At 66.7% G+C, this 23,809-nt stretch carries 23 protein-coding genes and 1 pseudogene; 13 read left to right on the forward strand and 11 right to left on the reverse strand.

Going from position 1 to position 23,809, the window contains the following annotated elements; all coding sequences use genetic code 11:
* Positions 1 to 36: 36 nt before the first annotated feature.
* The gene (gabT, locus tag JF66_RS01270) at positions 37 to 1,416 is read right to left on the reverse strand and encodes a 4-aminobutyrate--2-oxoglutarate transaminase (protein ID WP_035874045.1); all 1,380 of its coding nucleotides are present in this window, start codon (positions 1,414 to 1,416) and stop codon (positions 37 to 39) included.
* A gap of 78 nt (positions 1,417 to 1,494) precedes the next feature.
* Here gabT and JF66_RS22080 point away from each other — a divergent pair.
* Positions 1,495 to 1,976: pseudogene (locus JF66_RS22080) on the forward strand (OsmC family protein).
* Positions 1,977 to 2,085: 109 nt separating this feature from the next.
* Here JF66_RS22080 and JF66_RS01275 read toward each other — a convergent pair.
* Entirely contained in the window at positions 2,086 to 2,541 is a 456-nt protein-coding gene (locus tag JF66_RS01275; protein ID WP_035874047.1) for an SRPBCC domain-containing protein, read from the reverse strand.
* Between the two features lie 147 nt (positions 2,542 to 2,688).
* On the opposite strand from JF66_RS01275, the gene JF66_RS01280 reads away from it, so the two are divergent.
* Both JF66_RS01280 and JF66_RS01285 read left to right on the forward strand, forming a co-directional pair.
* The gene (locus JF66_RS01280) at positions 2,689 to 3,066 is read left to right on the forward strand and encodes a PadR family transcriptional regulator (protein WP_051972966.1); all 378 of its coding nucleotides are present in this window, start codon (positions 2,689 to 2,691) and stop codon (positions 3,064 to 3,066) included.
* Positions 3,063 to 4,178 (forward strand): hypothetical protein, encoded by a 1,116-nt coding sequence (locus tag JF66_RS01285; RefSeq protein WP_051972967.1) that lies wholly within the window; start codon positions 3,063 to 3,065, stop codon positions 4,176 to 4,178. Before JF66_RS01280 ends, JF66_RS01285 begins: the two co-directional genes overlap by 4 nt.
* Here the strand turns inward: JF66_RS01285 and JF66_RS01290 are convergent.
* From JF66_RS01290 to JF66_RS01310, 5 genes are all read right to left on the reverse strand, one after another.
* Positions 4,132 to 4,632 carry an aminotransferase class III-fold pyridoxal phosphate-dependent enzyme gene (locus JF66_RS01290; protein ID WP_035874049.1) on the reverse strand — a complete coding sequence of 167 codons (501 nt, stop codon included), beginning with the start codon at positions 4,630 to 4,632 and terminating at the stop codon, positions 4,132 to 4,134. The genes JF66_RS01285 and JF66_RS01290 overlap by 47 nt on opposite strands.
* Before the next feature lie 45 nt (positions 4,633 to 4,677).
* The gene (locus tag JF66_RS01295; RefSeq protein WP_051972968.1) at positions 4,678 to 6,090 is read right to left on the reverse strand and encodes an HNH endonuclease signature motif containing protein; all 1,413 of its coding nucleotides are present in this window, start codon (positions 6,088 to 6,090) and stop codon (positions 4,678 to 4,680) included.
* A gap of 42 nt (positions 6,091 to 6,132) precedes the next feature.
* The gene (locus tag JF66_RS21500; protein WP_051972969.1) at positions 6,133 to 6,783 is read right to left on the reverse strand and encodes a hypothetical protein; all 651 of its coding nucleotides are present in this window, start codon (positions 6,781 to 6,783) and stop codon (positions 6,133 to 6,135) included.
* A gap of 104 nt (positions 6,784 to 6,887) precedes the next feature.
* A complete protein-coding gene (locus JF66_RS01305; protein ID WP_035874050.1) occupies positions 6,888 to 8,240 on the reverse strand; it encodes an aminotransferase class III-fold pyridoxal phosphate-dependent enzyme in 1,353 nt (450 codons plus the stop codon).
* 65 nt (positions 8,241 to 8,305) lie between these two features.
* Positions 8,306 to 9,088 carry a lysophospholipid acyltransferase family protein gene (locus JF66_RS01310; protein ID WP_035874051.1) on the reverse strand — a complete coding sequence of 261 codons (783 nt, stop codon included), beginning with the start codon at positions 9,086 to 9,088 and terminating at the stop codon, positions 8,306 to 8,308.
* 44 nt (positions 9,089 to 9,132) lie between these two features.
* Here JF66_RS01310 and dxr point away from each other — a divergent pair, with 44 nt between their 5' ends.
* Positions 9,133 to 10,212: a 1-deoxy-D-xylulose-5-phosphate reductoisomerase gene (gene dxr / locus JF66_RS01315; RefSeq protein ID WP_035874052.1), complete on the forward strand. Its 1,080-nt coding sequence runs from the start codon at positions 9,133 to 9,135 to the stop codon at positions 10,210 to 10,212.
* Between the two features lie 8 nt (positions 10,213 to 10,220).
* Here dxr and JF66_RS01320 read toward each other — a convergent pair whose 3' ends face one another.
* The 3 genes from JF66_RS01320 to JF66_RS01330 all read right to left on the reverse strand — a co-directional run bounded on the left by JF66_RS01320 (position 10,221) and on the right by JF66_RS01330 (position 12,980).
* Positions 10,221 to 11,135, reverse strand: coding sequence for an NAD-dependent epimerase/dehydratase family protein (locus JF66_RS01320; protein WP_035874053.1), 915 nt, complete (start codon positions 11,133 to 11,135; stop codon positions 10,221 to 10,223).
* Positions 11,136 to 11,199: 64 nt separating this feature from the next.
* Complete coding sequence (locus JF66_RS01325) at positions 11,200 to 11,667, reverse strand: hypothetical protein (protein WP_051972970.1); 468 nt, start codon at positions 11,665 to 11,667, stop codon at positions 11,200 to 11,202.
* The gene (locus tag JF66_RS01330; RefSeq protein ID WP_369797930.1) at positions 11,664 to 12,980 is read right to left on the reverse strand and encodes a serine/threonine-protein kinase; all 1,317 of its coding nucleotides are present in this window, start codon (positions 12,978 to 12,980) and stop codon (positions 11,664 to 11,666) included. The genes JF66_RS01325 and JF66_RS01330 overlap by 4 nt, the downstream gene beginning before the upstream one ends.
* A gap of 95 nt (positions 12,981 to 13,075) precedes the next feature.
* On the opposite strand from JF66_RS01330, the gene JF66_RS01335 reads away from it, so the two are divergent.
* The 3 genes from JF66_RS01335 (at position 13,076) to JF66_RS24915 (ending at position 15,960) form a co-directional block, all read left to right on the forward strand.
* Positions 13,076 to 14,449 carry an RIP metalloprotease gene (locus tag JF66_RS01335; protein ID WP_035874057.1) on the forward strand — a complete coding sequence of 458 codons (1,374 nt, stop codon included), beginning with the start codon at positions 13,076 to 13,078 and terminating at the stop codon, positions 14,447 to 14,449.
* A gap of 100 nt (positions 14,450 to 14,549) precedes the next feature.
* The gene (locus JF66_RS01340; RefSeq protein WP_051972972.1) at positions 14,550 to 15,821 is read left to right on the forward strand and encodes a sensor histidine kinase; all 1,272 of its coding nucleotides are present in this window, start codon (positions 14,550 to 14,552) and stop codon (positions 15,819 to 15,821) included.
* 10 nt (positions 15,822 to 15,831) lie between these two features.
* A complete protein-coding gene (locus tag JF66_RS24915) occupies positions 15,832 to 15,960 on the forward strand; it encodes a hypothetical protein (protein WP_255351495.1) in 129 nt (42 codons plus the stop codon).
* Here the strand turns inward: JF66_RS24915 and JF66_RS01345 are convergent.
* Entirely contained in the window at positions 15,957 to 17,141 is a 1,185-nt protein-coding gene (locus tag JF66_RS01345; protein ID WP_035874058.1) for an acetyl-CoA C-acetyltransferase, read from the reverse strand. The genes JF66_RS24915 and JF66_RS01345 overlap by 4 nt on opposite strands.
* Positions 17,142 to 17,329: 188 nt before the next feature.
* On the opposite strand from JF66_RS01345, the gene JF66_RS01350 reads away from it, so the two are divergent.
* The 6 genes from JF66_RS01350 to JF66_RS01370 all read left to right on the forward strand — a co-directional run.
* Positions 17,330 to 18,055 (forward strand): hypothetical protein, encoded by a 726-nt coding sequence (locus tag JF66_RS01350; protein ID WP_156109603.1) that lies wholly within the window; start codon positions 17,330 to 17,332, stop codon positions 18,053 to 18,055.
* Positions 18,056 to 18,112: 57 nt separating this feature from the next.
* Entirely contained in the window at positions 18,113 to 19,273 is a 1,161-nt protein-coding gene (gene ispG, locus JF66_RS01355) for a flavodoxin-dependent (E)-4-hydroxy-3-methylbut-2-enyl-diphosphate synthase (RefSeq protein WP_197059281.1), read from the forward strand.
* A gap of 334 nt (positions 19,274 to 19,607) precedes the next feature.
* Positions 19,608 to 21,371 carry a proline--tRNA ligase gene (locus tag JF66_RS01360; protein ID WP_035874061.1) on the forward strand — a complete coding sequence of 588 codons (1,764 nt, stop codon included), beginning with the start codon at positions 19,608 to 19,610 and terminating at the stop codon, positions 21,369 to 21,371.
* Between the two features lie 336 nt (positions 21,372 to 21,707).
* The gene (nusA, locus tag JF66_RS01365) at positions 21,708 to 22,718 is read left to right on the forward strand and encodes a transcription termination factor NusA (RefSeq protein ID WP_035874062.1); all 1,011 of its coding nucleotides are present in this window, start codon (positions 21,708 to 21,710) and stop codon (positions 22,716 to 22,718) included.
* 8 nt (positions 22,719 to 22,726) lie between these two features.
* A complete protein-coding gene (locus JF66_RS22085) occupies positions 22,727 to 22,984 on the forward strand; it encodes a YlxR family protein (RefSeq protein WP_081882064.1) in 258 nt (85 codons plus the stop codon).
* Positions 22,985 to 23,060: 76 nt separating this feature from the next.
* A partial coding sequence (locus JF66_RS01370) for a translation initiation factor IF-2 N-terminal domain-containing protein (RefSeq protein WP_197059282.1) occupies positions 23,061 to 23,809 on the forward strand: 749 nt, incomplete at its 3' end.

Consider the following 23,809-nt stretch of genomic DNA (forward strand, 5'->3'; position numbering starts at 1 on the left):
CGGCAGACTGCGGTTGTGCGGCGGGTGGGCCGAGAACTACAGCGTCGCCATGGCGTCGTCGATCACCGAGAGGGCGTCGGCGATGAGCGCGTCGGTCAGCGCGAGGCTCGGCAGGAAGCGCAGCACGTTCCCGTATGTACCGGCGGTCAGCAGAAGCACGCCGTGGGCGGCGGCATAGGCCGAGATCGCGGAGACGGCGGCGGCATTCGGTGCCTTTGTGGTGTCGCCGGTTCCCGCCTGAACGAGCTCGATGGCGATCATCGCACCGCGGCCGCGGATTTCACCGATAATGTTGTACTTGTTCTTCAACACGGTGAGGCCGGCGATGAGTGTGTCGCCGATGCGTGCGCCCTCGGCGAGCAGGTTGTTCGCTTCGATGGCCTCGAACACGGCGACGGCCGCGGCACAGGAGACAGGGTTGCCGCCGAAGGTGCCGCCGAGGCCACCGGGCTGGGAAGCATCCAGAATCTCGGCGCGGCCGGTGACGGCGGCGAGCGGGAAGCCGCCGGCGATGCCCTTGGCCGAGAGCACCAGGTCGGGGACCCAGCCAAAGTGCTCGCTCGCGAAGTACTTCCCGGTGCGGCCCATGCCGCTCTGGATCTCGTCGGCGATCATGACGACGCCGTTCGCGGTGCACCAGGCCTGGAGTGCCGGCAGGAAGCCGTCGGCCGGAACCATGAAGCCGCCCTCGCCCTGGATGGGCTCCACCACGAGGCAGGCCAGATCGGAGGCGCCGATGACCTTTTCGAGGTAGGCGATGGTGCGGGCTGCGGCATCCGCTCCGCTGAGGCCGTCGTGATAGGGGTAGGAGCTCGGTGCGTGGTAGACGTCGCTGGCGAGGGGACCGTAGCCGGTGGCGTAGGGGGCGGCCTTGTAGTTCATGGCCATGGTGAGCACGGTGCGTCCGTGGTATGCGTGGTCGAGTACGGCGACGGCGCGACGGCCGGTGTACTTGCGGGCGATTTTCACGCCGTTCTCCACGGCCTCGGCGCCGGAGTTGATGAGCACCGACTTCTTCGGGAAGTCACCGGGGGTGTGCTCGGCAAGAAGTTCCGCGACGCGCACGTACTCCTCGTACGGGGTCACGGTGAAGAGGGTGTGGATGAATTCCTCGGTCTGTGCCACAGCGGCGGCCACGACGCTCGACTGGGTGTGGCCGATCGTGGTCACGCCGATGCCGGCTCCGAGGTCGATGAACTGGTTGCCGTCCACGTCGACGACGATCGCGCCGTTGGCCTTCTGGATGTACACGGGGAGCATGGAGTTCACGCCGCTGGACACGACGGCCTGGCGTCGCGCGTGCAGCTCGGCGGACTTCGGACCGGGGATCGCGGTGACGATCTTGCGTTCCTGGGGAACGGTGTACGCGGTCGGGGCGGCGGAAGAGACGGAGGCAGGCGTGAGGATGTCAGTCATGATGTTTCCACTTTACCGACCGATTGTGGGCCGCAGCTGAGTTCGGCTGCAAGAATCTTGTAGAGGCAAGGGAGAACCATGAACGGGGTGCACGATTATGCGGTGCGGGTCGAGTGGACCGGCAACCGCGGCACGGGAACAAGCCATTACAAGTCATACGGGCGTGACCATGTGATTTCGCCGGCGGGTCGCGCATCCGCGGACAAGACGCCGATCAACGGCTCCTCGGACCCGACATTCCACGGCGACAACGATCGGTGGAATCCTGAGGAGTTGCTGCTCGCGGCGCTCAGCCAGTGTCATCTGCTGTCGTACCTGCACGTGGCGGCGCGCAACGGCGTCACCGTGACGGCCTACACGGATGCGCCGATCGGCACGATGAAACAGGTCACCGGGGGTGGTGGCCACTTCACGTCCGTCACGCTGCGCCCGCGGGTGACCATCGCGGACCCCGCTCAGGTCGAGTTCGCCCAGTCGCTGCACGCCGAGGCGCCCGCGAATGCTTCATCGCGGCGTCCGTCAACTTCCCGGTGGGTCACGAGCCGGTCACCGTCGCCTGAACTTCCGCTTGCCGGAGGAGCGTTCGGGGTGCTCGGGGTGTTCGGGCTGTCTCGCTGGTCGAGGCGCGACGAAGGAGCGATCGAGACCTCGCGAGCCGATCCGGAGCGACTAAACCGTGCGCTCCGCTATCTGCTTCAGCTGGTTGAGTGCCAACGGCCACTGCTCCGTGAACATTGGGGCGAACTCGTCGAGGCTGTCCGCGTTAACCGTGAGCCGAGTGCCGGATTCGGTGGCGGTGAACGAGTAGACCTCGTGCGTTCCCGCTATCGACACCGCGAAGTCGCTCGTGGTGTCATCTGCGTCGTCGGTGATCTGGCCCACATACTCCAGGGAGACGAATTCGCCCGGCCGGTTGTCGATGACCGTGGCCACCATTCCGCCGACAGAACCGTTGCTGTCCAGACCGAGAAACCGCATGGTGCTGCCCACCTCCCAGGTACCCTCGACGTGCGAATCGGAGTTGAACGCGCGCGTCCACTCCCGGTAGGTGGCCGCGCCGAGCATGGTCGACCAGACCGTGTGGGGCGACGCATCGATGTCCACGGTGAAGTGCAGCTTTTTCATGCTGCTGTTCTACTCCTTGATTGCGCGTGCGGCCAGTGCCCGGCGCGTACAGCACAAATTATGCATCGCGCAGTAGTGCGGTTTGCGTAGTAGTGTGGGGTGCGTAGGAACCGCGCTCGACGATCAGCGCCGAAGAAAGGGATGCCGATGGATACGACCCAGCTGCTCAAGGGGGTGCTCGATATGGCCGTGCTGGCCGTGATCGTTGATGACGACGGCTACGGCTATGACATCGTGCGTCGGTTGCGGGCGGCCGGACTCGACGAGGTCGGGGACGCCTCCGTCTACGGCACGCTGCGGCGCCTCTACAGCGCGGGTGCGCTCTCGAGCTACGTCGTGCCGTCGGACGGCGGGCCGAACCGAAAGTACTACGGGATAAACCCGCACGGCCGCGCGATGCTCGCCGAACAACGATCGAACTGGACCGACTTCGCCGAGACCCTGACGAAGCTGCTGCAGAAACCGCAGCCTCAGGTGACACCCCAAACCACCGTCCACCTACCTACGATCGGTGACAACTCATGAGCGATACCGCCATCACCCCCCAATCCATTCGCGAGTTCGCCCTGGCCGTGCGTGCGGCCCTCAGCGATCTGCCGGCCGATGATGTCGACGACCTCGCCGACGGGCTCGAGGCCGACCTGACCGCGCAGGCCTCCGATCTGCAGGCAGGTGACAGCGCGCCCGGCTACGAGTTCGGTGATCCGGTCGCTTACGCCGACGAGCTGCGCGCTGCCGCCGGGTTCCCCGTGCGTGGACCAGCGCCCACGGTTCGGCAGTCGGCCCTGCGCGGGCTGTGCTCCCGGGTCGGCGGGGCGCGAGCGAACGCTGCCCGACGCATCCGCTCGAGCCCCACCGGTGCGGCGCTGCTGGACTTTCTGCTCGTGTTGCGCCCGCTGTGGTGGGTGCTGCGGGGCTGGGTTGTTTATGCGGTCGCGGAGATCTTTGTGGGCGGTGCGATCAGCACAGTGCCCACCGGCCCGGTGCGCTGGCTCGTACTCGCGGCCTTCGTCGTCCTGAGCGTGCAGTGGGGGCGGGGTCGGTGGCTGCCCTGGCGCTGGCTGCCCGGGTTTCGCACCGTGGTCAGCGTGTGCACGATCATCACGCTGCCGCTCGTGCTCGCCCTCACGGCGAATCAGGCGGGTGCGCACAGCATCGAGTACTCCGGGTCTGTCCCGCCACGTTCGGCGGGGCTCATGCAGGACGGCCAGGACGTGACCAATGTATTCGCCTACGACGCCGACGGTCAGCCGCTCAGGGACGTGCAGTTGTTCGATCAGGACGGGCGCGCGCTCAACGTGGTCAACGACCCGGCTAACACGCCCTACCTGCCCCAGCCTGATGCGAACGGCGACCGGGACATGGTCGTGCCGAGCCTGATGGTGCCGGGCGGAAGCGGCTGGAATGTCTTCCCATTGCGTCTGGTGGCGTCAGAGGACATCGACTACACCTACGACTATCTCGGACAGGCACGCCAGGCGGATGCCGCACCGGCACCGTTTCCGTTCTCCCAGGTGCAGCCGCTCGTGGCGGTGCCCGAGGTGGGGGAGCCGACACCGTCGCCCGCGCCCACACCGTCCTCGCCGACGGTCACGCCGGAGCCCACGGAATCCCCTGCACCGGTGTCCGGACCATGATGCGCCCGGGCACCGATGTGCGGGAAACCATCAGCCCCTCGGCCATCGAACTTCCGCCGACCCAGTCCGTCGACATCACCGACTGGGTCGCTGCGGGTAGCTGACGACCGCAGTGAGCGCCTCGGGATAGGGCTTCTTCGTGCCGGGGTGCACGAGCTCCACACCGAACATGGCGCCCTTTCCGCGCACGTCGCCGACCACGGAGAACTTCTCCGCCCAGCCGCCGATGCGAGCCTGAAGGGTCTTCTCCCACGCGTTTGGCCTCGCCGAGCAGGTCATCGCGCTCGATGAGGTTGAAGACGGCGAGGGCCGCGGCGGTCGACACGGGGTTGCCGCCGAAGGTGCCGCCGACGCCGCCGGGCTGCACGGAATCCATGATGTCGGCACGGCCCGTGACGGCGGCGAGCGGGAAACCGCCGGCAATGCCCTTGGCCGTGGTCACGAGGTCGGGCACGACTCCTCGCGTTGAGAGGGCGCGCCACCCACAAGTTCCCGGTCGTTAGAGCGGGCATTCGTTGGATTCGGTGACGGGCAGGGTCCACGGATCGACGTAGGTCCGTGGCTTCTTTGTCAGCGCGAGTTCCATCTGGGGGATGGTCGGTCGGATGCGGGTTTCGGGGTGAGTGGCATAGTGTCTGCCAGCCGGGCTGGTCCAGTTGAGGGTTCCGTCTTCGCCCTGGACCACTGACCAACCTGTTTCGTGCTTCACCCGGTGGCTGGGGCGGCAGAGAGACGAGAGGTTTGAGAAGACCGTCTCTCCGCCGTGTTCCCACGCGATCGTGTGATCAATGTCGCAGTCGGTGGCTCGGCGGTTGCATCCGACGGCGCGGCAGGTTCCGTCGCGTAGTCGCAGCCAGTTCCTGAGGTCTTCCGGAACCTTGTACTTCGTGCGTCCGAAGGACAGGACAGCTCCGGTCTCGGGGTGCACGAGGATGCGGGTGAAGCTGGTGGCCGTTCCGGCGAGGCGCCGGGCGGTCTCCGGGTCGATCGGCCCGAACCCTTCCAGCGTTCCCGGCTCCTCGCTCGTGCCCATCAGGGTGAGGACCGGGACGGTGACGAACACGTTCGCGCGTATTCCGGCACCCAGCCCGGTGTCGGTCACTCCGTGGAGCAGGAGATCGGTGACGCAATCGGTGCGGAGCTGCGCGAGAGTTCGAGTCTCGTCGTTCACCTTGAGATTCTTTGCGAGGGCTTCGACGCGGTTTGCGATGGCGGTGGCGTCTTCGTTGCTGAGCGTCATCTCCAGGTATCCCATCCCGTCGCGACCGGGACTGACCCAGAAGTTCCGGTCGGCGAGGGCTTTCTGGTGCCGGATAGCGATGGACTCGGGGTGAGTGAGTTCGCGGACCTTGATGGCCTTCTTCCGCAGTTGCGGAACGGTCAGCGTTTCACTGTTTCGCAGGGCCTCGTCTTCGAAAACTTTCCAGGCCTCCGGAGGAAGAGACACAGCGTTCTCGATGATGATCTGGGCGTGGCGGTAGCTGATGTCTCCTCGTCGCAGGGCCTCGCGGGTGGCGGGGAGCCGGTGTTGGAGGAGGTCGCTTTCGAACATCAGGTCGCGGGCGACACCGCCCGGCAGTTTCAGCAGAGCGGCCAGCTCAGCGACGAGGCCTTCGTGGGCCGCTTTCTGCGGCGACCACGCGATGTCACGTCGAGCCCTGGCAATGGCCGGGAGGCCGGCCTCGGCGGCGGTGTCGGTCCATTGCCTGAGCTTGTCGATGACTTCGGCTCGGGCGGCTTGGGCGAAGCAGACCATCCGGTCGAAGCTGAGGACGGCGTCGAGGAGCAGGGTTTGGGTGTCATCGGCGACGGCCTTTTCCTCCGCCAAGAGGGCGAGGGTCTGGTCGACTGGTTCGGGCGGGTTGCTACCCGCGGCATCCTCCAGCGGAGGAACATCATCGTTGTTCTCCATAGAAGAATTCTCCCACGCACCACAGACATATTCGAGAAATACTCACGCTTGTGGATAAGTCATTCGAAGTTGATTCTCTCTCCCGCGGTCCGAGGATTGGCTCGCGGGGCGTGGATGACGGGGGACGGGTCGGGCGCCCGAAAGCGGCTCGCGCCGGCGGTCTACGGATGTCGTGGGTGACGATTCCCTGGCGGTCGTCGGGGTTCCGGGCGAGCGCCAGTGCATCGTGGGCGTGCGCGGTGCCGACGGTGCTGTGGAGTTCGCCGCCTGTAACCCGACCTGGATCCAGCCCGGGGAGTTGGGATGCTCGACCCGTCTCGTGACCAGCGCGCCCCCTAGGGCTTCGATCGCCGTGAACGAGTAAAGTTCGTGCGTTCCGGTAATGGCCCGGGCAAACTCGCTCGTGGTGTCGTCGACGCCGTCGAGCACCTGGCCGACGTACTCCAGCGAAACGAATTCACCGGGGCGGTTGTCGACAACCGTGGCGATCATGCCACCGACGGAACCCTTGCTGTCGAGACCGACGAAGCGGATCGTGTCGCCCACCTCCCACGTGCCCTCAAAGTGCGAATCTGAGTTGGAATTGGAATTGAACGCTCCTGTCCACTCGCGATACGTGGTCTCGTCGAGCATCGTGGCCCACAGGTGGCGGGCAGGCGCGTCGACGCCTACGGTGAAGTGCAGCTTCTTCATGGTGCTGTTCTACTCCTGGGTCGTGCCAGGGGCCCGTGCAGATCTGCACGAAAGAGCCCCGCCTCGATTCGCCCGGCTGGGCGACCCGAGGCGGGGCTTGGCGCCTACTGCACGGCCGGGTAGGCGGCCACGAGTGCGGTCAGGGCCTCTTCGATCACGGTGGCGGCGTCATCGATCAGCTCGTCGGAGATGACGACCGACGGCATGATGCGCAGCACGGAGTCCCAGCTCCCGGCGTCGAGCACGATGACACCGTTCGTGGTGGCGTGCTTGATCACGGCCGTGAGCGCCTCGGGGTAGGGCTTCTTCGTTCCGGGGTGCACGAGCTCCACACCGAACATGGCTCCCTTGCCGCGCACGTCGCCGACCACGGAGAACTTCTCCGCCCAGCCGCCGATTCGCGCCTGCAGGGTCTTCTCCACGCGCTTGGCTTCACCGAGCAGGTCGTCGCGCTCGATGAGGTTGAACACGGCGAGGGCCGCCGCGGTCGAGACCGGGTTGCCGCCGAAGGTTCCGCCCACTCCGCCGGGCTGCACGGAATCCATGATGTCGGCGCGGCCGGTCACGGCGGCGAGCGGGAAGCCGCCGGCGATGCCCTTGGCTGTGGTCACGAGGTCGGGCACCACGTCGTGGTGTTCGATGGAGTACCAGACCCCGGTGCGGCCGATTCCGGCCTGGATCTCATCGGCAACGAACACGATGCCGTTCTCGGTGCAGAACTCGCGGATCCGCGCGAAGTAGCCGGGCGCGGGAATGACGATGCCGCCGTCGCCCTGGATGGGCTCTACGAAGAACGCGGCGATCTCGGTGGCGCCGATGTGCGTCTGGATGTAGTCGATGGTCTTCTCGGCGGCCTCGAGGCCGCTGAGTCCGTCGCGGAAGGGGTAGCTCGTGGGCACGCTGTAGATCTCGCCCGGGAACGGTCCCATGCCGGCGCGTTCCGGCCAGGGCCGGTAGGTCATGGCCATGGTGAGGTTGGTGCGGCCGTGGAAGGCGTGGTCCAGGGCCACGATGGCGCGGCGGCCGGTGAACTTGCGAGCGATCTTCACCGCGTTCTCCACCGCCTCCGCGCCGGTGTTCACGAGGATCGAGCGCTTCTCGAAGTCACCGGGGGTGATCTCGGCGAGCTTCTCCGCGACGCGAACGTAGTTCTCGTAGGGCGTCACCGTGAACAGCGTGTGCGTGAGCTTGGCCGCCTGGGCGGATGCTGCTTCAGCGACATCCGGGTGGGCGTGGCCGATCGTCGTGACACCGATGCCGCAGCCCAGGTCGATGATCTGGTTGCCGTCGACGTCGACGAGAATCGCGCCGGCGCCGTGGTCCATGTAAATATTGGCGAGGGTGCCGGCGCCGCGGGCGACGGTTGCTTCTCGCCGCTTCTGCAGCTCGACCGACTTGGGGCCGGGGAGTGCTGTGACGAGTTTGCGGTGCTGGGGGACCGAATAGGAGGCAGTCATCCAGCCAGCCTAGGACGCTCGGCTGAGTGCGAGGACCGAAGCGCGGCGCACAGCCTCGAAAGGGCCTAGATCCGCTCGCGCGGAAAGACCTTGTCGGCGAGCCGGTGCAGCGTTCCCGCGGGGGGCGATTCGTTGTAGGCCTTGGCCAGCTCCTGACCGGACAAACCGTGGATGGCCGCCATGATCTCGTCGGTGGCCTGCCGGCGGGCCTTGCCGGAGTCCGCCGAACCGTGGGGGCTCAGGTCGATCGGTTCACCGAACGCCACCGTGATCTTGCGAATTCGGGGGCGTTTCGACCCCACGGGCATGATTTCCTGGGTGCCGATCAGGCCCACCGGCACGACGACGGCGCCGGTGGTGAGCGCCAGCCAGGCCACGCCCGTGCGTCCCCGGTACAGGCGCCCGTCCAAGGACCGGGTTCCTTCCGGATAGATCGCGAAAGCGCTGTTGGCCTCAAGGATGCCGCGGCCGGCATCCAGGGCAACCTGTGCGGCCTGCCCGGCCCCGCGTTCCACACCCACGGCGCCGATCGAGGTGAAGAAGGATCGTGAGACCCAGCCCTTGAAGCCGGTGCCCGTGAAATACGTGGACTTGGCGAGAAACTGCACGCGACGCGGCGACATCAGCGGAATGACGATGCTGTCGATGAACGACAGGTGGTTGCTGGCGTAGATGACCGGGCCGGTCTTGGGCACGTTCTCCCGCCCGGTGATGGTGGGACGAAACACGATTCGGGCGATGGGAACCATGATTCCGTAGCCGAGGAAATACACGAATCCGGGACGCTTGGTTCGTTGGGGGGAGACGACGTCAGCGTCGTTCTGGGGTTCTTCATCGGCACCGGTCACTGGATGACCTTACTCTGCCCGGCGCCTGCACCTAGCATGGAGGCGTGCGCAGAGTAATTATCCTCGGGTCCACCGGTTCCATCGGTACGCAGGCCCTCGACGTGATTAAAGCCAACCCGACCAGGTTTGAGGTGGCCGGCCTGGCTGCCGGCCGCAACCGTGAACTGCTTGACCGACAGGCCGCCGACTTCCATGTTGACGACACCGCTCTCGGCGCTGACGAGGCCGAGCAGCTCGTGCGCGACGTCGAGGCCGACGTCGTGCTCAACGGCATCACCGGTTCGGTCGGCCTCGGCCCGACGCTGGCGGCGCTCAAGGCCGGACGCACCCTCGCCCTCGCCAACAAGGAGTCGCTCATCGTGGGCGGCGACCTCGTGAAGAACCTGGCGGCTCCGGGACAGATCGTGCCCGTCGATTCGGAGCACTCCGCGATCGCCCAGGCCCTCCGGGCCGGCACTGCGGACGAGGTCCGTCGCCTGGTGCTCACGGCATCCGGCGGTCCGTTCCGCGGTCGGACCCGCGAACAGCTGACGACCGTGACTCCCCGGGAAGCGCTCAACCACCCCACCTGGGACATGGGAGTCGTGGTCACGACCAATTCGGCAACCCTCGTGAACAAGGGCCTCGAGATCATCGAAGCTCACCTTCTCTTCGATGTGCCGTATGACCGCATTGACGTGGTCGTACATCCGCAGTCGATCGTGCACTCGATGGTGGAGTTCATCGACGGGTCGACCATCGCCCAGGCCTCGCCGCCGGACATGCGCCTGCCCATCTCGCTCGGCCTCGACTGGCCGAACCGGGTGGCCGCCGTCGGCGCCCCGATCGACTGGACAACGCCGCACACCTGGACGTTCGAGCCTCTCGACGACGCCGCATTCCCCGCTGTCGAACTCGCCAAGCGTGTGGGCCGGGCCGGGGGCAGCTATCCGGCCGTCTTCAACGCGGCGAACGAACAGGCCGTCGCGGCCTTCCACGCCGGCACGATCAGTTTCCTCGCCATCGTCGACACCGTGCTGCGCGTTGTGGAGGCCCATGAGCAGGACGGTCCCTTGACCCGTGAGTCACTCGCGGGAGCCGAGGCCTGGGCCCGGGCCGCCGCCGATGCACTCATCGGCGGGTAGCACGGGAGTCAGTCGCGGTAACTGTCTGCGGTCGTGACCAGCGCCTCGTCCCACGGGGTGGCCGCCGCTCCGAGCAGGCGTTCTGTTTCGGCGGAGTCGATGACGAACGGCACCCTGAACTGATAACTCGACGCATGCACCTCGCGCATCATCGGGTTGAGGGCGCCGACCCCGCGCAGCATCCACTGCGGATACGCGGCGATCGTTCCGTGGGTGCCGTAGTGTCCGTTGAGCTGTGCAACGATCTGGTCGCGACTGAACGACGCGCTCGGCACGTGCCACACGCGGCCCCAGTCTCCGGGGTAGTCGGCCGCGAGGATCAGCGCTGAAACGATGTCCGGCAGGTAGCTCCAGCTGTGGATCACTCCCGGTTTGCCGACCACGTGGGCGGATTTCGAGCGGAGAACGGCATGGAAGAAGGTTTCGCCCAGGTGACCGGCCCCGGACACGTTCGGCCCGAAGTAGTCGCTCGCGCGCACCTCCACGGCCCGGATCCCTCCGCGATCATTCGCTGCTCGGACCGTCGCCCAGCCGTCGCGGCGAATCAGCCCCTTCTTCTCGGTCGTCAACTCCGCGGAGTGCTCCGTCATCGGCCCGGTCGGCGAACCGTAGGAATACAGATTGCCCATCACCACGAGTCCGGCGCCGGACACCGATGCCGCGTGAACGGCCGCATCGAAGACCGGCGGCCACTGAACGGCCCAGTCCGTGTACGGCGGGTTCGTGCACAGGAAGATCGTGTCGGCGCCGGTTGCCGCCCGGGCGAAGGACTCAGGGTCGCTCGCATTGAGCACGAGGGAGCTGGCCCCGGCGGCCGGCGAACCCGAGCGGGTGGCGATCGTGACGGTGTCGCCGCGCTGGGCAAGACGTTCTGCAAGGGGACGGCCGATATAGCCGGCTCCGACCACGAGGTGCTGGGTCACTGGATCCTTTCATGAACACGCGGGCAAGGGGCTGCCTCAGTGTGCCCGGTCTGCGCTGTTCGCGCTAGTCGTTGCAGTCTTTCCCCTTGCAATCCTTACCCTGATCCCTCTTCGCGGCCTCGGCGGCGGCCTCGGCGGCGGCGCGTGCGTCCGCTTTCGCCTGCGCGGCAGCGGCCGCTCGGGCGTCGGCTGCCGCAGCAGCGTCGGCGGCAGCGTTGGCCGCGTCGATGGCCTCCGTCAAATCGCCGGAGACGAGGCTGATCGCGGACTGGATGTCGCTGGCCCGTTCCGCGGTCATCTGCCCGGAGGCGGCCAGAGTGCGCAGCTGGTCCTGAACCGTGTCGAGCTGGGTCTGGGCGCTGTTCAGGTCGCCCGACGCGGCCGAGGTGGTCACCTCGGCGATCCCGGCCTGCAGCTGCTCCGCGGCCGACTGTTCCAACTGCACCGGGGTCCCCGCGCAGGCCGTGAGAGCGATCGCGGTGAGGCTCAGGGTGGCCAGAGCCAGAGCGAACCGGGCGCGGATGCGGGTCATGGGTTTACGCTTTCCTGAAGCTGCTGGAGGTGTTCGCCGAGGGGCCCGTCGACCGCGGGGTAGGTGGGCGGCACCGCCTCGGGCACGCTTGGTCGGTTGACCAGAACAACCACGAGCACGAGGAGAGAGACGGCGACGACAACGGATGCCAGCACAGCCTTTCTGGTGCGCGGCGCGAGCGGCGTGCGTGCGGGGGCCACACGGTGCTCCGATCCGCCGAGGGGGAGAAGGGAGGTGGCGGCGTCGTCGGCCGTCTCGTCGGAGGCCACGTCGTCCGAGGGCGTATCGTTCCGGACCGTGGTGCTCGAGGAGGATGCTGGGGGCGCTGCCGGTGGTGCGGCGGGCATCAGACGGGTGGCGCCATCCGTCTGTATCGTCTGCAGGGCGGTGGCGAGGGCAGTTTCGGCGGCGAGGTCGTCGATCAGCACGGCGGTCGGCACGGTCTCACCGGTGGTCTCCGCCACCAGGGCGCGCAGCACGACGGCCACCGCCGAAGCGGTGGGGCGGTCGGTTGCCTCGCGACTGGTCATGGCGGTCAGCAGATCCGACCAACCCTCGCTGACGGACGAGGGGATTTCGGGCTGGCGCTGCAGGCGAGCCATCGCGGATTCGATCGCGGTTCCGGGGTAGGCACGCTCGCCGGTGAGGCATTCGAGCAGCACCAGCCCGAGGGAATAGACATCCGTCGGTGGCCCGAGCGCCGTACCGAGGGCCTGCTCGGGACTCAGATAGCTCGCCGTACCGAGGGTAGCGCCGGTGGCGGTGAGCCGCGTTTCGTCGAGCAGCCGCGCGATACCGAAGTCGGCGAGCTTGGCGTGCATCGCCCGGCCGGGGAAGCCCGAGGGCGACAGCAGCACATTCGCCGGCTTGATGTCGCGGTGGATGATGCCCCGCGCATGCACGTAGTGCAGCGCCTCCGCGAGGTCTGCACCCATGTCGGCGAGGTCACCCGCATCGATCGGACCGTCGGCGAGGCGGCTGCGCAGGTCGGCTCCGTCGACGAACTCCATCACAATGAACGTGCGCCGAAGGCCGTTGATCTGGGCGGTTCCGGCGTCGAAGAGAGTGACCAGGCCGAAATGGTTCAGGCTCGCGAGCAGGGCTATCTCGCCACTCTGCCGTTCGGGGCCGGCATCGTCCATGCTGTCTGAGCGGAACAGCTTGACGGCGACGGTGCGCCCGAGGGAGGTGTCGGTGGCCTGGTACACCGAAGCCATACCTCCGGTGCCAACGAGGCGGTCGAGCCGGAATCGGTCGGCGAGCAGTGTTCCGAGCGGATCGACGGTGTGTTGCGTAGACAGATGAACCTCCAGTGGGTGCCATTAAGCAAACCATACGAAGGTCGGTGCGGCGAGACGCGCAGTAAACGACCAGCCGCTTTGCAGCTTGGGACAGTTACTCTACGACAGTGGAACCTGTACTGCTCTTCATACTCGGTGTGGCCGTCATCTTCGTGGGCCTGGCACTGTCCATCGGCCTGCACGAGATCGGCCATCTGCTGCCCGCCAAGCTCTTCGGCGTCAAGGTCACGCAGTACATGATCGGCTTTGGACCGACCCTCTGGTCGAAGAAGAAGGGCGAAACCGAGTACGGATTCAAGGCTCTTCCCCTCGGCGGTTACATCTCCATGATCGGGATGTTCCCGCCCAAGAAAGACGGTGCGGTGCGCACCGCGAGCACCGGTTTCTTCGACACCCTTGTGCAGGAGGGCGCCCCCGACACTCGTGCGGAGGAGAAACGGCCGGGCGCGATGTCCGCGATGGTCGACGACGCCCGCCAGGCGAGCGCCGACACCATCGGAGAGGGCGAAGACCACCGCGCGTTCTATAAGCTCCCCGTCTACAAGCGCATCATCATCATGCTCGGCGGCCCGACCATGAACCTGCTCATCGCCATCGTGATGTTCTCCATCCTGCTGATGGGTTTCGGTACGACGCAGACCAGCACCACGGTCGGCAGTGTCTCGGCCTGCGCGCTCCCGGCGACGAGCGACCGGCAAACCTGCCAGCCCGGCGACGAAGCCGCGCCGGGTGCCGCAGCGGGTCTCCAGCCCGGCGACCGCCTCGTCAGCATCGGCGGCACGGCGATCACGAGCTGGGCCCAGTCCACTCAGGTGATCCGCGAGGCCCCGGGCCAGGCCCTGCAGGTTGTCGTCGATCGCGACGGCACGATGCAGACACTGACCCTCACGCCGAAGCTCACCGAACGATTCGTCATCGGGTCCGACGGCAAGGTGACCAGCCAGGTCGAGAGGGTGGGCTTCGTCGGAATCGGCGCCGCCAGCGAGCTCGTGCGTCAGCCGATCACCGCGGTGATGCCGGCCGTGGGCGAGACCATCGCCGCGACCGCGGGCATCATCGTTCATCTTCCCCAGCGCCTCGTCGATGTCGCCAACGCGGCATTCGGCCCGGGGGAGCGCGACCCGAACGGACCGCTGAGCATGGTCGGTGTCGGCCGCGTCGCCGGCGAGATCGCAAGCATCGACACCATCCCGGTGCAGTCCAAGATCGCGAGCCTGCTCGGCATCCTCGGCTCGGTCAACATTGCGCTTTTCGTGTTCAACCTCGTGCCTCTCCTGCCCCTCGACGGAGGTCACATCGCGGGGGCGCTGTGGGAGGGCATCCGTCGGGCCTTCGCGAAACTGTTCAAACGACCCGAACCAGGTCCGGTCGACATGGCCAAGCTGATGCCGCTCACGCTCGCCGTGGTGGTGCTCCTCGGCGGCATGAGCCTGCTGCTGATCTACGCTGACATCGTGAAGCCCGTCAACCTCTTCGGCTAGTCGGCCGGCTCGGACGTCAGCCTCCTGGGTAGCCAGCGAGGGAGGGCACGTAGTCCCAGGGGCGGATGTCGCGCACGAGTTCCCGACGTACCATCGATTCATGCCACCACACTGGGATTCCGACGCGGCGTGGTACGACGCGTCGCGGGGTCAGGCCAGCGAACGGAGCGGGCCACCGCCGGCTCTGCGGCTCTGGCTGCCGGTGATCGTGTCCTTCGTCGTGCAGGTTCCGGCCGTTGCACTGCTGGCGTGGCCCGCACGCGCCCTTCTGCGTGGCATGCACGACGAAGCCGAGCTTGGTGTCGACGTCGGGTACCCGGGGCTTTCGCTCGGTGGCTGGGTGGTCGCCGTCGGGCTCGCGACGGCCGGTCCGGTCGCCCTGGTCTTCGCTCGCCGATTTCCTGGGCCCGTGGTGGCTGTGACGGCCGCCGCGGCCGGTGCCCTGGTGCTGGTGCGGCCCGATCTCGGCGTGCCCCCCGTGGCTCTGGCCTTCGCGATCATGCTCGGAATCGTGCGGGGCGCTCGCGTCTGGGTGTACACCTCGGTAGCCGTGAGCTGGGTCGCGACGATCGCCCTCGCCAATGTTGCGGGCGTCTCGCTGCATCCGCTGCGCGTGGCAGCCAGCACCCTCGGCTTCGCGATGCTCATGGGGGCCGGCGAGGTGATTCGGTCGCGCCGGGAGCACGTCGCTCAGCTGCGGTTGACCAACGCCGCCCGGCGCGTGGACGCCGAACAGCGCGAGCGGGTGCGCATTGCCCGCGAGTTGCACGACGTTCTCGCCCACTCCCTGTCGCAGATCAACGTTCAGGCCGGCGTCGCCCTGCATCTCATCGACGCGCAGCCGGAGAAGGCGGCTCAAGCCCTCGCCAGCATCAAGATCACGAGCAAGAACGCCCTCGACGAGGTGCGCATGGTGCTCGGCATCCTGCGCTCGGGCGGCGAGGAGGGGGCCGCGCCGCTCGCCCCCGAACCGGATCTCGCCGGGCTGCCGAATCTCGTTGAGTCGTTTCGCGCCCAGGGGCTGACCGTTGAGGTCACGAATGAGCTGGAGGCGGAGTTGGCCACCGATCCGCCGGCGGCCGCCCGGCAGCTTGCCCTGTACCGGATCTGTCAGGAGGCGCTGACCAACGTGTTGCGGCATGCGCGGGCCGGCGCCGCATCCGTCTACCTCGGTCGCGACGAGTTCGGCTACGTGCTCACCGTTCGCGACGACGGGCACACCGTGCCACCGACCGAACCGATCCTGCCGAACGGCGGGCTGCTCGGCATGCGGGAACGCGCCGAGTTGCTCGGCGGAACATTGCGGGTGCAGCGCCTCGAACAGGGTGGCATGCTCGTCGAGGCGCATATCCCAAGCGGCGGCCCGGAGTGATCCGGATGTCGTGCTGATCGACATCCCGATGCCGGACGGCGACGGGCGGTGGGTCACGGAGCAGATCGACAGCGCCGCGGTCCTCGCCGCCATGGCGGCGAGGACCGCGGCGGACTCTCCGGTCGTCGAGCGCCGTTAGCGGGAGAGCAGCAGCGCCTCGCCCTGGCCGCCGCCGCCGCAGAGCGCCACGGCGGCCTTGCCGCCGCCCAGGCGGGACAGCTCAAGGGCCGCGTGCAGGGCCACCCGGGCACCCGAGGCACCGATCGGGTGGCCGATGGCGATGCCGCCACCGTGGATGTTGACCTTGTCTTCGGAGACACCCAGTACCTTCGACGACTGCACGACGACGGATGCGAATGCCTCATTGATCTCGATCACGTCGAGGTCCGCGGCGGTCCAGCCCTGCTTCGTCAGCGCGCTCGTGATGGCGTTGGCCGGCTGCGAGTGCAGGGAGTTGTCGGGGCCGGCCACCTGACCGGATGCCTCGATCACGCAGAGCCAGCTCAGCCCGTGCTCCTCGGCCCACGCGCGGCTCGTCACGACGATGGCGCTCGCGCCGTCGCTCAGGGGGGCCGCGTTGCCCGCGGTGATGGTGCCGTCCTCGGTGAAGGCCGGGCGCAGCTTACCGAGCGTGTCGGTGGTGCTCTCCGCACGCACGCCCTCGTCCGTGGTCAGAATGAGCGGCTCGCCCTTACGCTGCGCCACGCTCAGGGGCGTGATCTCACCATCGAAGACGCCGGCTGCGGCAGCGGCGGCCGTGCGCTGGTGAGACTTGGCAGCGACGTCGTCCTGCTGGAGGCGGTTCAGGCCGAGCTTCTCGTTGGCCAGCTCGGTCGAGAGCCCCATGGACAGGCCGTCGAAGGCATCCGTCAGCCCGTCGTGGGCCGCGTGGTCGAGTGCCGAGACCGTGCCGTAGGCCCAGCCCTGGCGCGATCCGGGAAGCAGATGCGGTGCCCGCGACATGGATTCCTGGCCGCCGGCGATCACGACATCCGCTTCACCGAGACGGATCAGTCGGGCCGCGTCAATAATGGCGGCTAGTCCGGACAAGCACACCTTGTTGACGGTCATCGCGGGAACATTCCAGGGGATGCCGGCAGCGATGGCGCTCTGGCGGGCCGGGTTCTGGCCGCAGCCGGCCTGCAACACCTGGCCCATCAGAACGACGTCCACCTGATCGGCGGCCACGCCCGCACGCTCAATGGCCCCGGCGATGGCGGCCGCCCCCAGATCAACGGCGGTGAGAGAGGAAAGCTGGCCGTTCACGCGGCCCTGCGGGGTGCGCGATCCGGCAAGAATAACGACGTCAACTGTGGTCATCAGGACTCCTTCGTCTACACGGCGATGTGTTACACAGCCGTGCAATCAGCTGGTGGACTATCTCGGGGCACGTGATCGACACCTGCCAGTCGACTGTATCGCCGTCGCTCCGAATCGCGTATTCCGTTACCCAGGCTGCCATGCTGGTGTTCGGGACCACGTCGGTCTCACTCTATGGGGGAGAACACATGACACAGTTACGATTCTCGGGGGCCGGCAGCGTCGTCGTCATTCTGGTCGCCGTCCTGACGGGCTGCCAATCGACGGGGCAGGGGAGCGCCGCACCAGAACCATCACCGACGTCCTCATCGACCAGCGCTCCGGCCGAGACGCCGGCCGCAACAGACGTCGACCCGCTTGAGACGGTCACCGTCGTTGAGGTGGGACCGGAATCTCTCGACCTGGTGGCCCCCGACGGCACGACGGTCATGGCGCTGTCCTACGACGACGCCGTGGACGGTGTTGTGGCTGCCCTGACGGTCGTGCTCGGTTCGGAGCCCACGGTGACGCCCGGGGACGGCGGGCTGGAGAGCCCGGACTATATCCAGTACGAGTGGCCGGGGTTTGGGTTGCAGGACGCGCAGCCCAAGCCTGGATTCTTTCCGGACATCTCCAATTACATGGTGGGTGTCACCGTTTCGTCACAGGGCGACGTGTCGTTCGTCACCCCGGCGGGTACGCGGATCGGCGACGACATCCGTGCCGAGGCTTCGGAACGCGGCGTCGTCGTGGACGAGACGTTTGCCTCAATGGACCACCTGATTTACTTCGAAGTGGGGCCCGAGCTATCCTCGGCGCCGGGGGAGAACTCCAGCTACCCCAACGCCATGGCGGTCACCCTGAGCTCGAATACGCCGTCCGGAACCATCGATAAAATCGTGGCCAGCTCAAACCCGAGTTTCTGGGTGCACTGACGTTCCTGCGACGGTGCCGCACAGCTGCTCACCGGCACAATCGCGTATGCTGACCGCGTGGCTGCAATCAATTTGGGAATGCCCAAAACACCCGAGATACTCGCTCCGAGACGTAAGTCTCGCCAGATCAAGGTCGGCAAGGTTCTTGTCGGTGGTGACGCTCGCGTGAGCGTGCAATCCATGACGACCACGCAGACGACGAACATCAACGGCACTCTGCAGCAGATCGCCGAGCTCACGGCCAGCGGATGCGACATCGTGCGTGTTGCCGTGCCCACCCGCGACGACGCCGAAGCACTGGCGATCATCGCGAAGAAGAGCCAGATCCCGGTTATCGCGGACATTCACTTCCAACCCAATTACGTCTATGCGGCGATCGACGCCGGGTGCGCCGCCGTTCGGGTGAACCCGGGCAACATCCGCAAGTTCGACGACCAGGTGGGCAAGATCGCCGCCGCGGCCAAGGCGGCCGAGGTCAGCCTGCGGATCGGCGTGAACGCCGGTTCGCTCGAGCCCAGCATCATGCAGAAATACGGCAAGGCCACCGCCGAGGCCCTTGTGGAGAGTGCCGTCTGGGAAGCGAGCCTGTTCGAAGAGCACGACTTCCACGACTTCAAGATCTCGGTGAAGCACAACGACCCGGTGATCATGGTCAAGGCCTATCGACTGCTCGCCGAACGCGGCGATTGGCCCCTCCACCTCGGTGTGACAGAGGCCGGTCCGTCGTTCCAGGGCACGATCAAGAGCGCCACGGCCTTCGGCATCCTGCTGGGCGAAGGCATCGGCGACACCATTCGAGTGTCGCTCAGCGCCCCGCCGGCCGAGGAGATCAAGGTGGGCCTGCAGATTCTGCAGTCCCTCAACCTGCGCGAGCGCAAGCTCGAGATCGTCTCCTGCCCGAGCTGTGGGCGTGCCCAGGTCGACGTCTACAAGCTTGCGAACGACGTCACCGACGGGCTTGAGGGCATGACCGTTCCGCTGCGCGTCGCCGTGATGGGCTGCGTCGTCAACGGACCCGGTGAGGCCCGGGACGCGGACCTCGGTGTGGCCTCTGGCAACGGCAAGGGCCAGATCTTCGTGCGCGGCGAGGTCATTAAAACCGTGCCGGAGTCCGAAATCGTCGCCACACTCATCGAAGAGGCCAACCGCCTCGCCGCCGAGATGCCCGCCGCCGAGGCCGGCCTCGGTGCCCCCGTCGTCACCGTCGGCTCCAACTAGCTCGGTCGGCTCGCGCGGTCTCGATCTCGACAGGCTCGATCCAAGCGCTCCTTCGTCGCGCCTCGACCAACGGAGGGTGGGCAGTCCCGCTGGTCGGGGAGCGAGGCCTTGGGGTTCGAACGACGGAGGTGCGCAGTCCCGCTGGTCGAGGAGTGAGGCCTCGGGGGTTCGAACCACGGAGGTGCGCAGTCCCGCTGGTCGGGGAGTGAGGCCCGGGGGTTCGAACCACGGAGGTGCCGAGTCCCGCTGGTCGAGGAGCGAGGCACGAGCGTCTCGAGACCACGTGAGCCGATGCCCGGAACCCGGCTTGCCGAGACGCGCGTAAGGTGGGTCAGTGCCTACACGTCTCTCGAACTATTTCCTGCGTACTCTCCGTGAAGATCCCTCCGATGCCGAGGTGACCAGCCACCGCCTTTTGGTGCGTGCCGGGTACATCCGTCGCCAGGCGCCGGGCATCTTTGCCTGGCTTCCTCTGGGGCTCCGGGTGAAGGCGAAGGTCGAGCAGATCGTGCGTGAGGAGATGGCCGCGGCTGGCGCCTTCGAGGTGCACTTCCCCGCGCTGCTGCCGCGTGAACCGTACGACATTACGGGCCGGTGGGACGAGTACGGCGACGGACTCTTCCGCCTGAAAGACCGCAAGGGCTCCGACATGCTGTTGGCTCCCACGCACGAAGAAGTGTTCACGCTGCTCGTGAAAGACCTGTACAGCAGCTACAAAGATCTTCCCCTGTCGATTTATCAGATCCAGGACAAGTACCGCGATGAGGCACGCTCCCGTGGCGGGCTGCTCCGTGGTCGTGAATTCACCATGAAGGACGCGTATTCCTTCGACCACACCGACGCCGGTCTGGACGCGAGCTATCAAGCGCAGCGTGACGCGTATGAGCGCATCTTTACTCGGTTCGGCCTCGAATACGAGATCGTGCAAGCGGATGCCGGAGCCATGGGTGGCTCCAAGAGCGAAGAATTCCTGCACCCGACTCCGGTAGGCGAAGACACCTTCGTGCGCTCGGCCGGCGGCTACGCCGCCAACGTGGAGGCCTTCAAGACGATTGTCCCGCCCGCCGTGGACTGGGCGACACTGCCCGCTGCCGAGGTGTTCGACACGCCCGACACCCCGACCATTCAGACTCTCGTCGACAAGGCGAACAGTGAACATCCGCGCCCGGACGGACGCGAGTGGACCGCTGCGGACACGCTCAAGAACGTTGTGCTGGCCCTCGTGTCGCAGGACGGCACGCGGGAGATCATCGCGATCGGCGTTCCCGGTGACCGTGACGTCGACCTTAAGCGCGTCGAGGTGGCGTTCGCTCCCGCCGAGGTCGAGGCCGCGAACGATGCGGACTTCGTCAAAAACCCCGGCCTGGTCAAGGGTTACATCGGCCCGTGGGGTGCCGCCGGACCGGTTCTCGGTGAGAAGTCGGCCACCGGTATCCGTTTCCTGGTTGACCCTCGTGTCGTTGACGGTACCGAATGGATCACGGGCGCCAACGAACCCGGGCGCCACGTCTTCGGCCTGGTTGCCGGTCGCGACTTCTCGGTGGAATCCACTGTCGAAGCCTCCGACGTGCGCGCCGGCGACCCCGCTCCTGACGGCTCCGGCCCGGTGGAGCTCATCCGTGGCATGGAAATCGGCCACGTCTTCCAGCTGGGGCGCAAGTATGCCGAGGTTCTCGGGCTCAAGGTACTCGACGAAAACGGCAAGCTCGTGACGGTGACCATGGGGTCCTACGGCATCGGCGTCACGCGCATCCTTGCGGTGATCGCCGAGCTCAACAACGACGCCAAAGGTCTCATTTGGCCCGAGGCCGTCGCCCCGTTCGACGTGCATGTGATCGCGACGGGCCGCGAAGAGATTGTGTTCGAAACGTCCGAGCTGGTTGTTTCCGCCCTGGAGGCCACCGGCCGCGAAGTGCTCTACGACGACCGAAAGAAGGTCTCTCCCGGCGTGAAGTTCGGCGACGCCGAACTGATCGGCGTGCCGTGGATCGTCATCGTGGGTCGCGGTGCCGCTGACGGCATCGTCGAGGTGTGGAATCGCAGCACGGGCGAGCGCGAACAGGTCGCCGTCGGCGACGTCGCCGCGCACTTCGCCTGAGCTGATCCGTCGGGCGGCCCGATCTGTGGGGAGGCCCGATGCCTTGGGCGGGCCGAGACGTTGGGCGGGCTGAGATGCCCCAGAGCCGCCCGGTGGCAGCCGGCGACACCCACGTGTCACAAGGCGCCCGCTGTCGCCGTCAGTCGCGTCCTGCGGTCGTGAGCGCCGATGTGCAGCGTGCGGGGCGCACATCGGCCCGTTCGTCGTACTTTTTTGTGTCCGCAGCGGGGAAGCGGGTCGCGGGCGGTGACAGTGAGCGGCGGAGTCGGGTACCTTTAGAAGTTGAGCCCGCTGCGCAGTTTCGCGGCGGCAAGATCTGAATAGAGGAGGCCGGCCATGGACATCGACCTCAGTGTTTTGCGGCAATTGGAGCGCGAGAAAGAGATTCCCTTCGAGGAACTCGTGCAGATTATTGAGCAGGCAATCCTGACGGCCTATCTGAAGCACACCCACCCGGATGAGCCCACGAAGCAGGCAGCCCTGGAAGAGGCGGGAGTACGCGTCGTACTCGACCGCAAGAACGGCCACGTGGACATTTATGTTCCCGAGCGTGACGAAGAAGACAACGTCATTGGCGAAGCCATCGACAACCCCACCGATTTCGGGCGCATCGCGGCTTACGCCGCGAAGCAGGTTATCAACCAGCGTCTGCGCGACCTGGCCGACGACGCCGTGCTCGGAGAGTTCAAGGGACGTGAAGGCGACATCGTCGCCGGAATCATCCAGCAGGGACCGAACCCGCGCATGATCCATGTGGACCTCGGGTCCATCGAAGCGATCATGCCCCCCGAAGAGCAGGTGCCGAGCGAAACGTACGTGCACGGAGCGCGCATCCGTGTGTTCGTCACGGCCGTAGGGCGAGGCCTCAAGGGCCCGCAGATCACCGTGTCGCGCACTCACCCGTCACTCGTGCGCAAGCTCTTTGCGCTCGAGGTGCCCGAGATCGCGAGCGGTGTGGTGGAGATCGTCTCCCTCGCCCGCGAGGCCGGCCACCGCACCAAAATTGCCGTGCGCGCGACCGAACCCGGCGTCAATGCCAAGGGCGCCTGCATCGGCGAATTGGGCCAGCGCGTTCGCGCCGTGACCAATGAGCTCAATAACGAGAAGATCGACATTGTCGACTTTTCGCCGGACCTGGCGACGTTTGTTGCGAGTGCGTTGTCGCCGGCGAAGGTGACCAGTGCGTACGTCATCGACGAGTCGATCAAGGCCGTTCGCGCCCTTGTTCCCGACTACCAGCTCTCCCTCGCCATCGGCAAAGAGGGTCAGAATGCGCGCCTCGCGGCGAAGCTGACGGGTGCCAAAATCGACATTCAGCCGGATAGCATTCTGGAGGATGCCGAATAGGGGGTACGATGGACTCCGTTAGAACGTGCATTGGATGCCGTTCGCGCGCCTCGCGTTCCTCACTCTTGAGGATCGTCGCTCGGGAATCAGAGATTGTGGTGGATGAAACTGCTACTCTCCCCGGGAGGGGGGCGTGGTTGCATCCGACCGCCTCGTGCTTCACAGACGCACAGAGGCGTCGCGCTTTCGGGCGTGCCCTTCGCGTGACCAGCCAGCTGGACGCGAGACAACTAGAGAACAGGCTGACTTGGCTTATGGATAACTAATGAGCGGCTCGAAATGAGACCCGTCCGTTATTAACGGCCTGCCCCTTTCCGGGTGCAGGCCCGGAACAGGAGAATTGTGGCTGCGAAACCACGCGTACACGAGATCGCAAGCGAGCTCGGAGTCGACAGCAAGGTTGCCCTTGCTAAATTGAAAGAGATGGGCGAGTTCGTCAAGGGACCGTCCAGCAGCGTTGAACCCCCGGTTGCCAGGCGGCTGCGTGCCGCCCTGGAAGCCGAGAGCGCGAGCGCGAAGGCGGCCAACCCGGCTGCTGCCGCATCCGCAACACCGACAACGACCGCGGCTCCCGGCCCGCGTCCGAGTGCGGGCGTCAAGCCCGGTTCGATCAAGCCCGGCGCCATGAAGCCCGGCGTCAAGCCCGGCGCCCGCCCCACCCCCGGCCAGCCGGCCGCCCAGCCCGTCGCCACCGCGCCCGAGCCGGTCGACTCGGTCGAGGCAGCTCCGGTTCCGGTTGCACCGCTGACCGTTGCGGAGCGCCAGGCACAGGCAGCAGAGAAGGCCGCAGCGGCCGAAAAAGCCGCCGCAGCAGACAAGGCCGCGGTTGTCCCCGAGACAACCGATGGCGCAGAAACGCCCGCGAAGGCGACCAGCGGTTCGGCCACTCCGGTCAAGCCGGGCATGCCTCGTCCGGGAGCTGCGCGTCCGGGCAACAACCCGTTCGCCAGTAACCAGGGCATGGGTCAGCGTCCCGCCCAGCCGCCGCGTCCGGGTAACAACCCGTTCGCCAGTGCTCAGGGCATGGGCCAGCGTCCGGCCACGCCGACCCCCAGCAACATCCCGCGTCCGGCCGCTCCGCGTCCCGGCGC

This window comes from Cryobacterium sp. MLB-32, from assembly GCF_000738085.1.
Taxonomy (GTDB): domain Bacteria; phylum Actinomycetota; class Actinomycetes; order Actinomycetales; family Microbacteriaceae; genus Cryobacterium.

Bases quoted from the DNA above. Each gene is read 5' to 3' on its own strand.
- gabT (WP_035874045.1), bottom strand. From the start codon at position 1,416: ATGACTGACATCCTCACGCCTGCCTCCGTCTCTTCCGCCGCCCCGACC.
- JF66_RS01275 (WP_035874047.1), bottom strand. From the start codon at position 2,541: ATGAAAAAGCTGCACTTCACCGTGGACATCGATGCGTCGCCCCACACG.
- JF66_RS01280 (WP_051972966.1), top strand. From the start codon at position 2,689: ATGGATACGACCCAGCTGCTCAAGGGGGTGCTCGATATGGCCGTGCTG.
- JF66_RS01285 (WP_051972967.1), top strand. From the start codon at position 3,063: ATGAGCGATACCGCCATCACCCCCCAATCCATTCGCGAGTTCGCCCTG.
- JF66_RS01295 (WP_051972968.1), bottom strand. From the start codon at position 6,090: ATGGAGAACAACGATGATGTTCCTCCGCTGGAGGATGCCGCGGGTAGC.
- JF66_RS21500 (WP_051972969.1), bottom strand. From the start codon at position 6,783: ATGAAGAAGCTGCACTTCACCGTAGGCGTCGACGCGCCTGCCCGCCAC.
- JF66_RS01305 (WP_035874050.1), bottom strand. From the start codon at position 8,240: ATGACTGCCTCCTATTCGGTCCCCCAGCACCGCAAACTCGTCACAGCA.
- JF66_RS01325 (WP_051972970.1), bottom strand. From the start codon at position 11,667: ATGACCCGCATCCGCGCCCGGTTCGCTCTGGCTCTGGCCACCCTGAGC.
- JF66_RS01340 (WP_051972972.1), top strand. From the start codon at position 14,550: ATGCCACCACACTGGGATTCCGACGCGGCGTGGTACGACGCGTCGCGG.
- JF66_RS01345 (WP_035874058.1), bottom strand. From the start codon at position 17,141: ATGACCACAGTTGACGTCGTTATTCTTGCCGGATCGCGCACCCCGCAG.
- JF66_RS01350 (WP_156109603.1), top strand. From the start codon at position 17,330: ATGACACAGTTACGATTCTCGGGGGCCGGCAGCGTCGTCGTCATTCTG.
- nusA (WP_035874062.1), top strand. From the start codon at position 21,708: ATGGACATCGACCTCAGTGTTTTGCGGCAATTGGAGCGCGAGAAAGAG.
- JF66_RS22085 (WP_081882064.1), top strand. From the start codon at position 22,727: ATGGACTCCGTTAGAACGTGCATTGGATGCCGTTCGCGCGCCTCGCGT.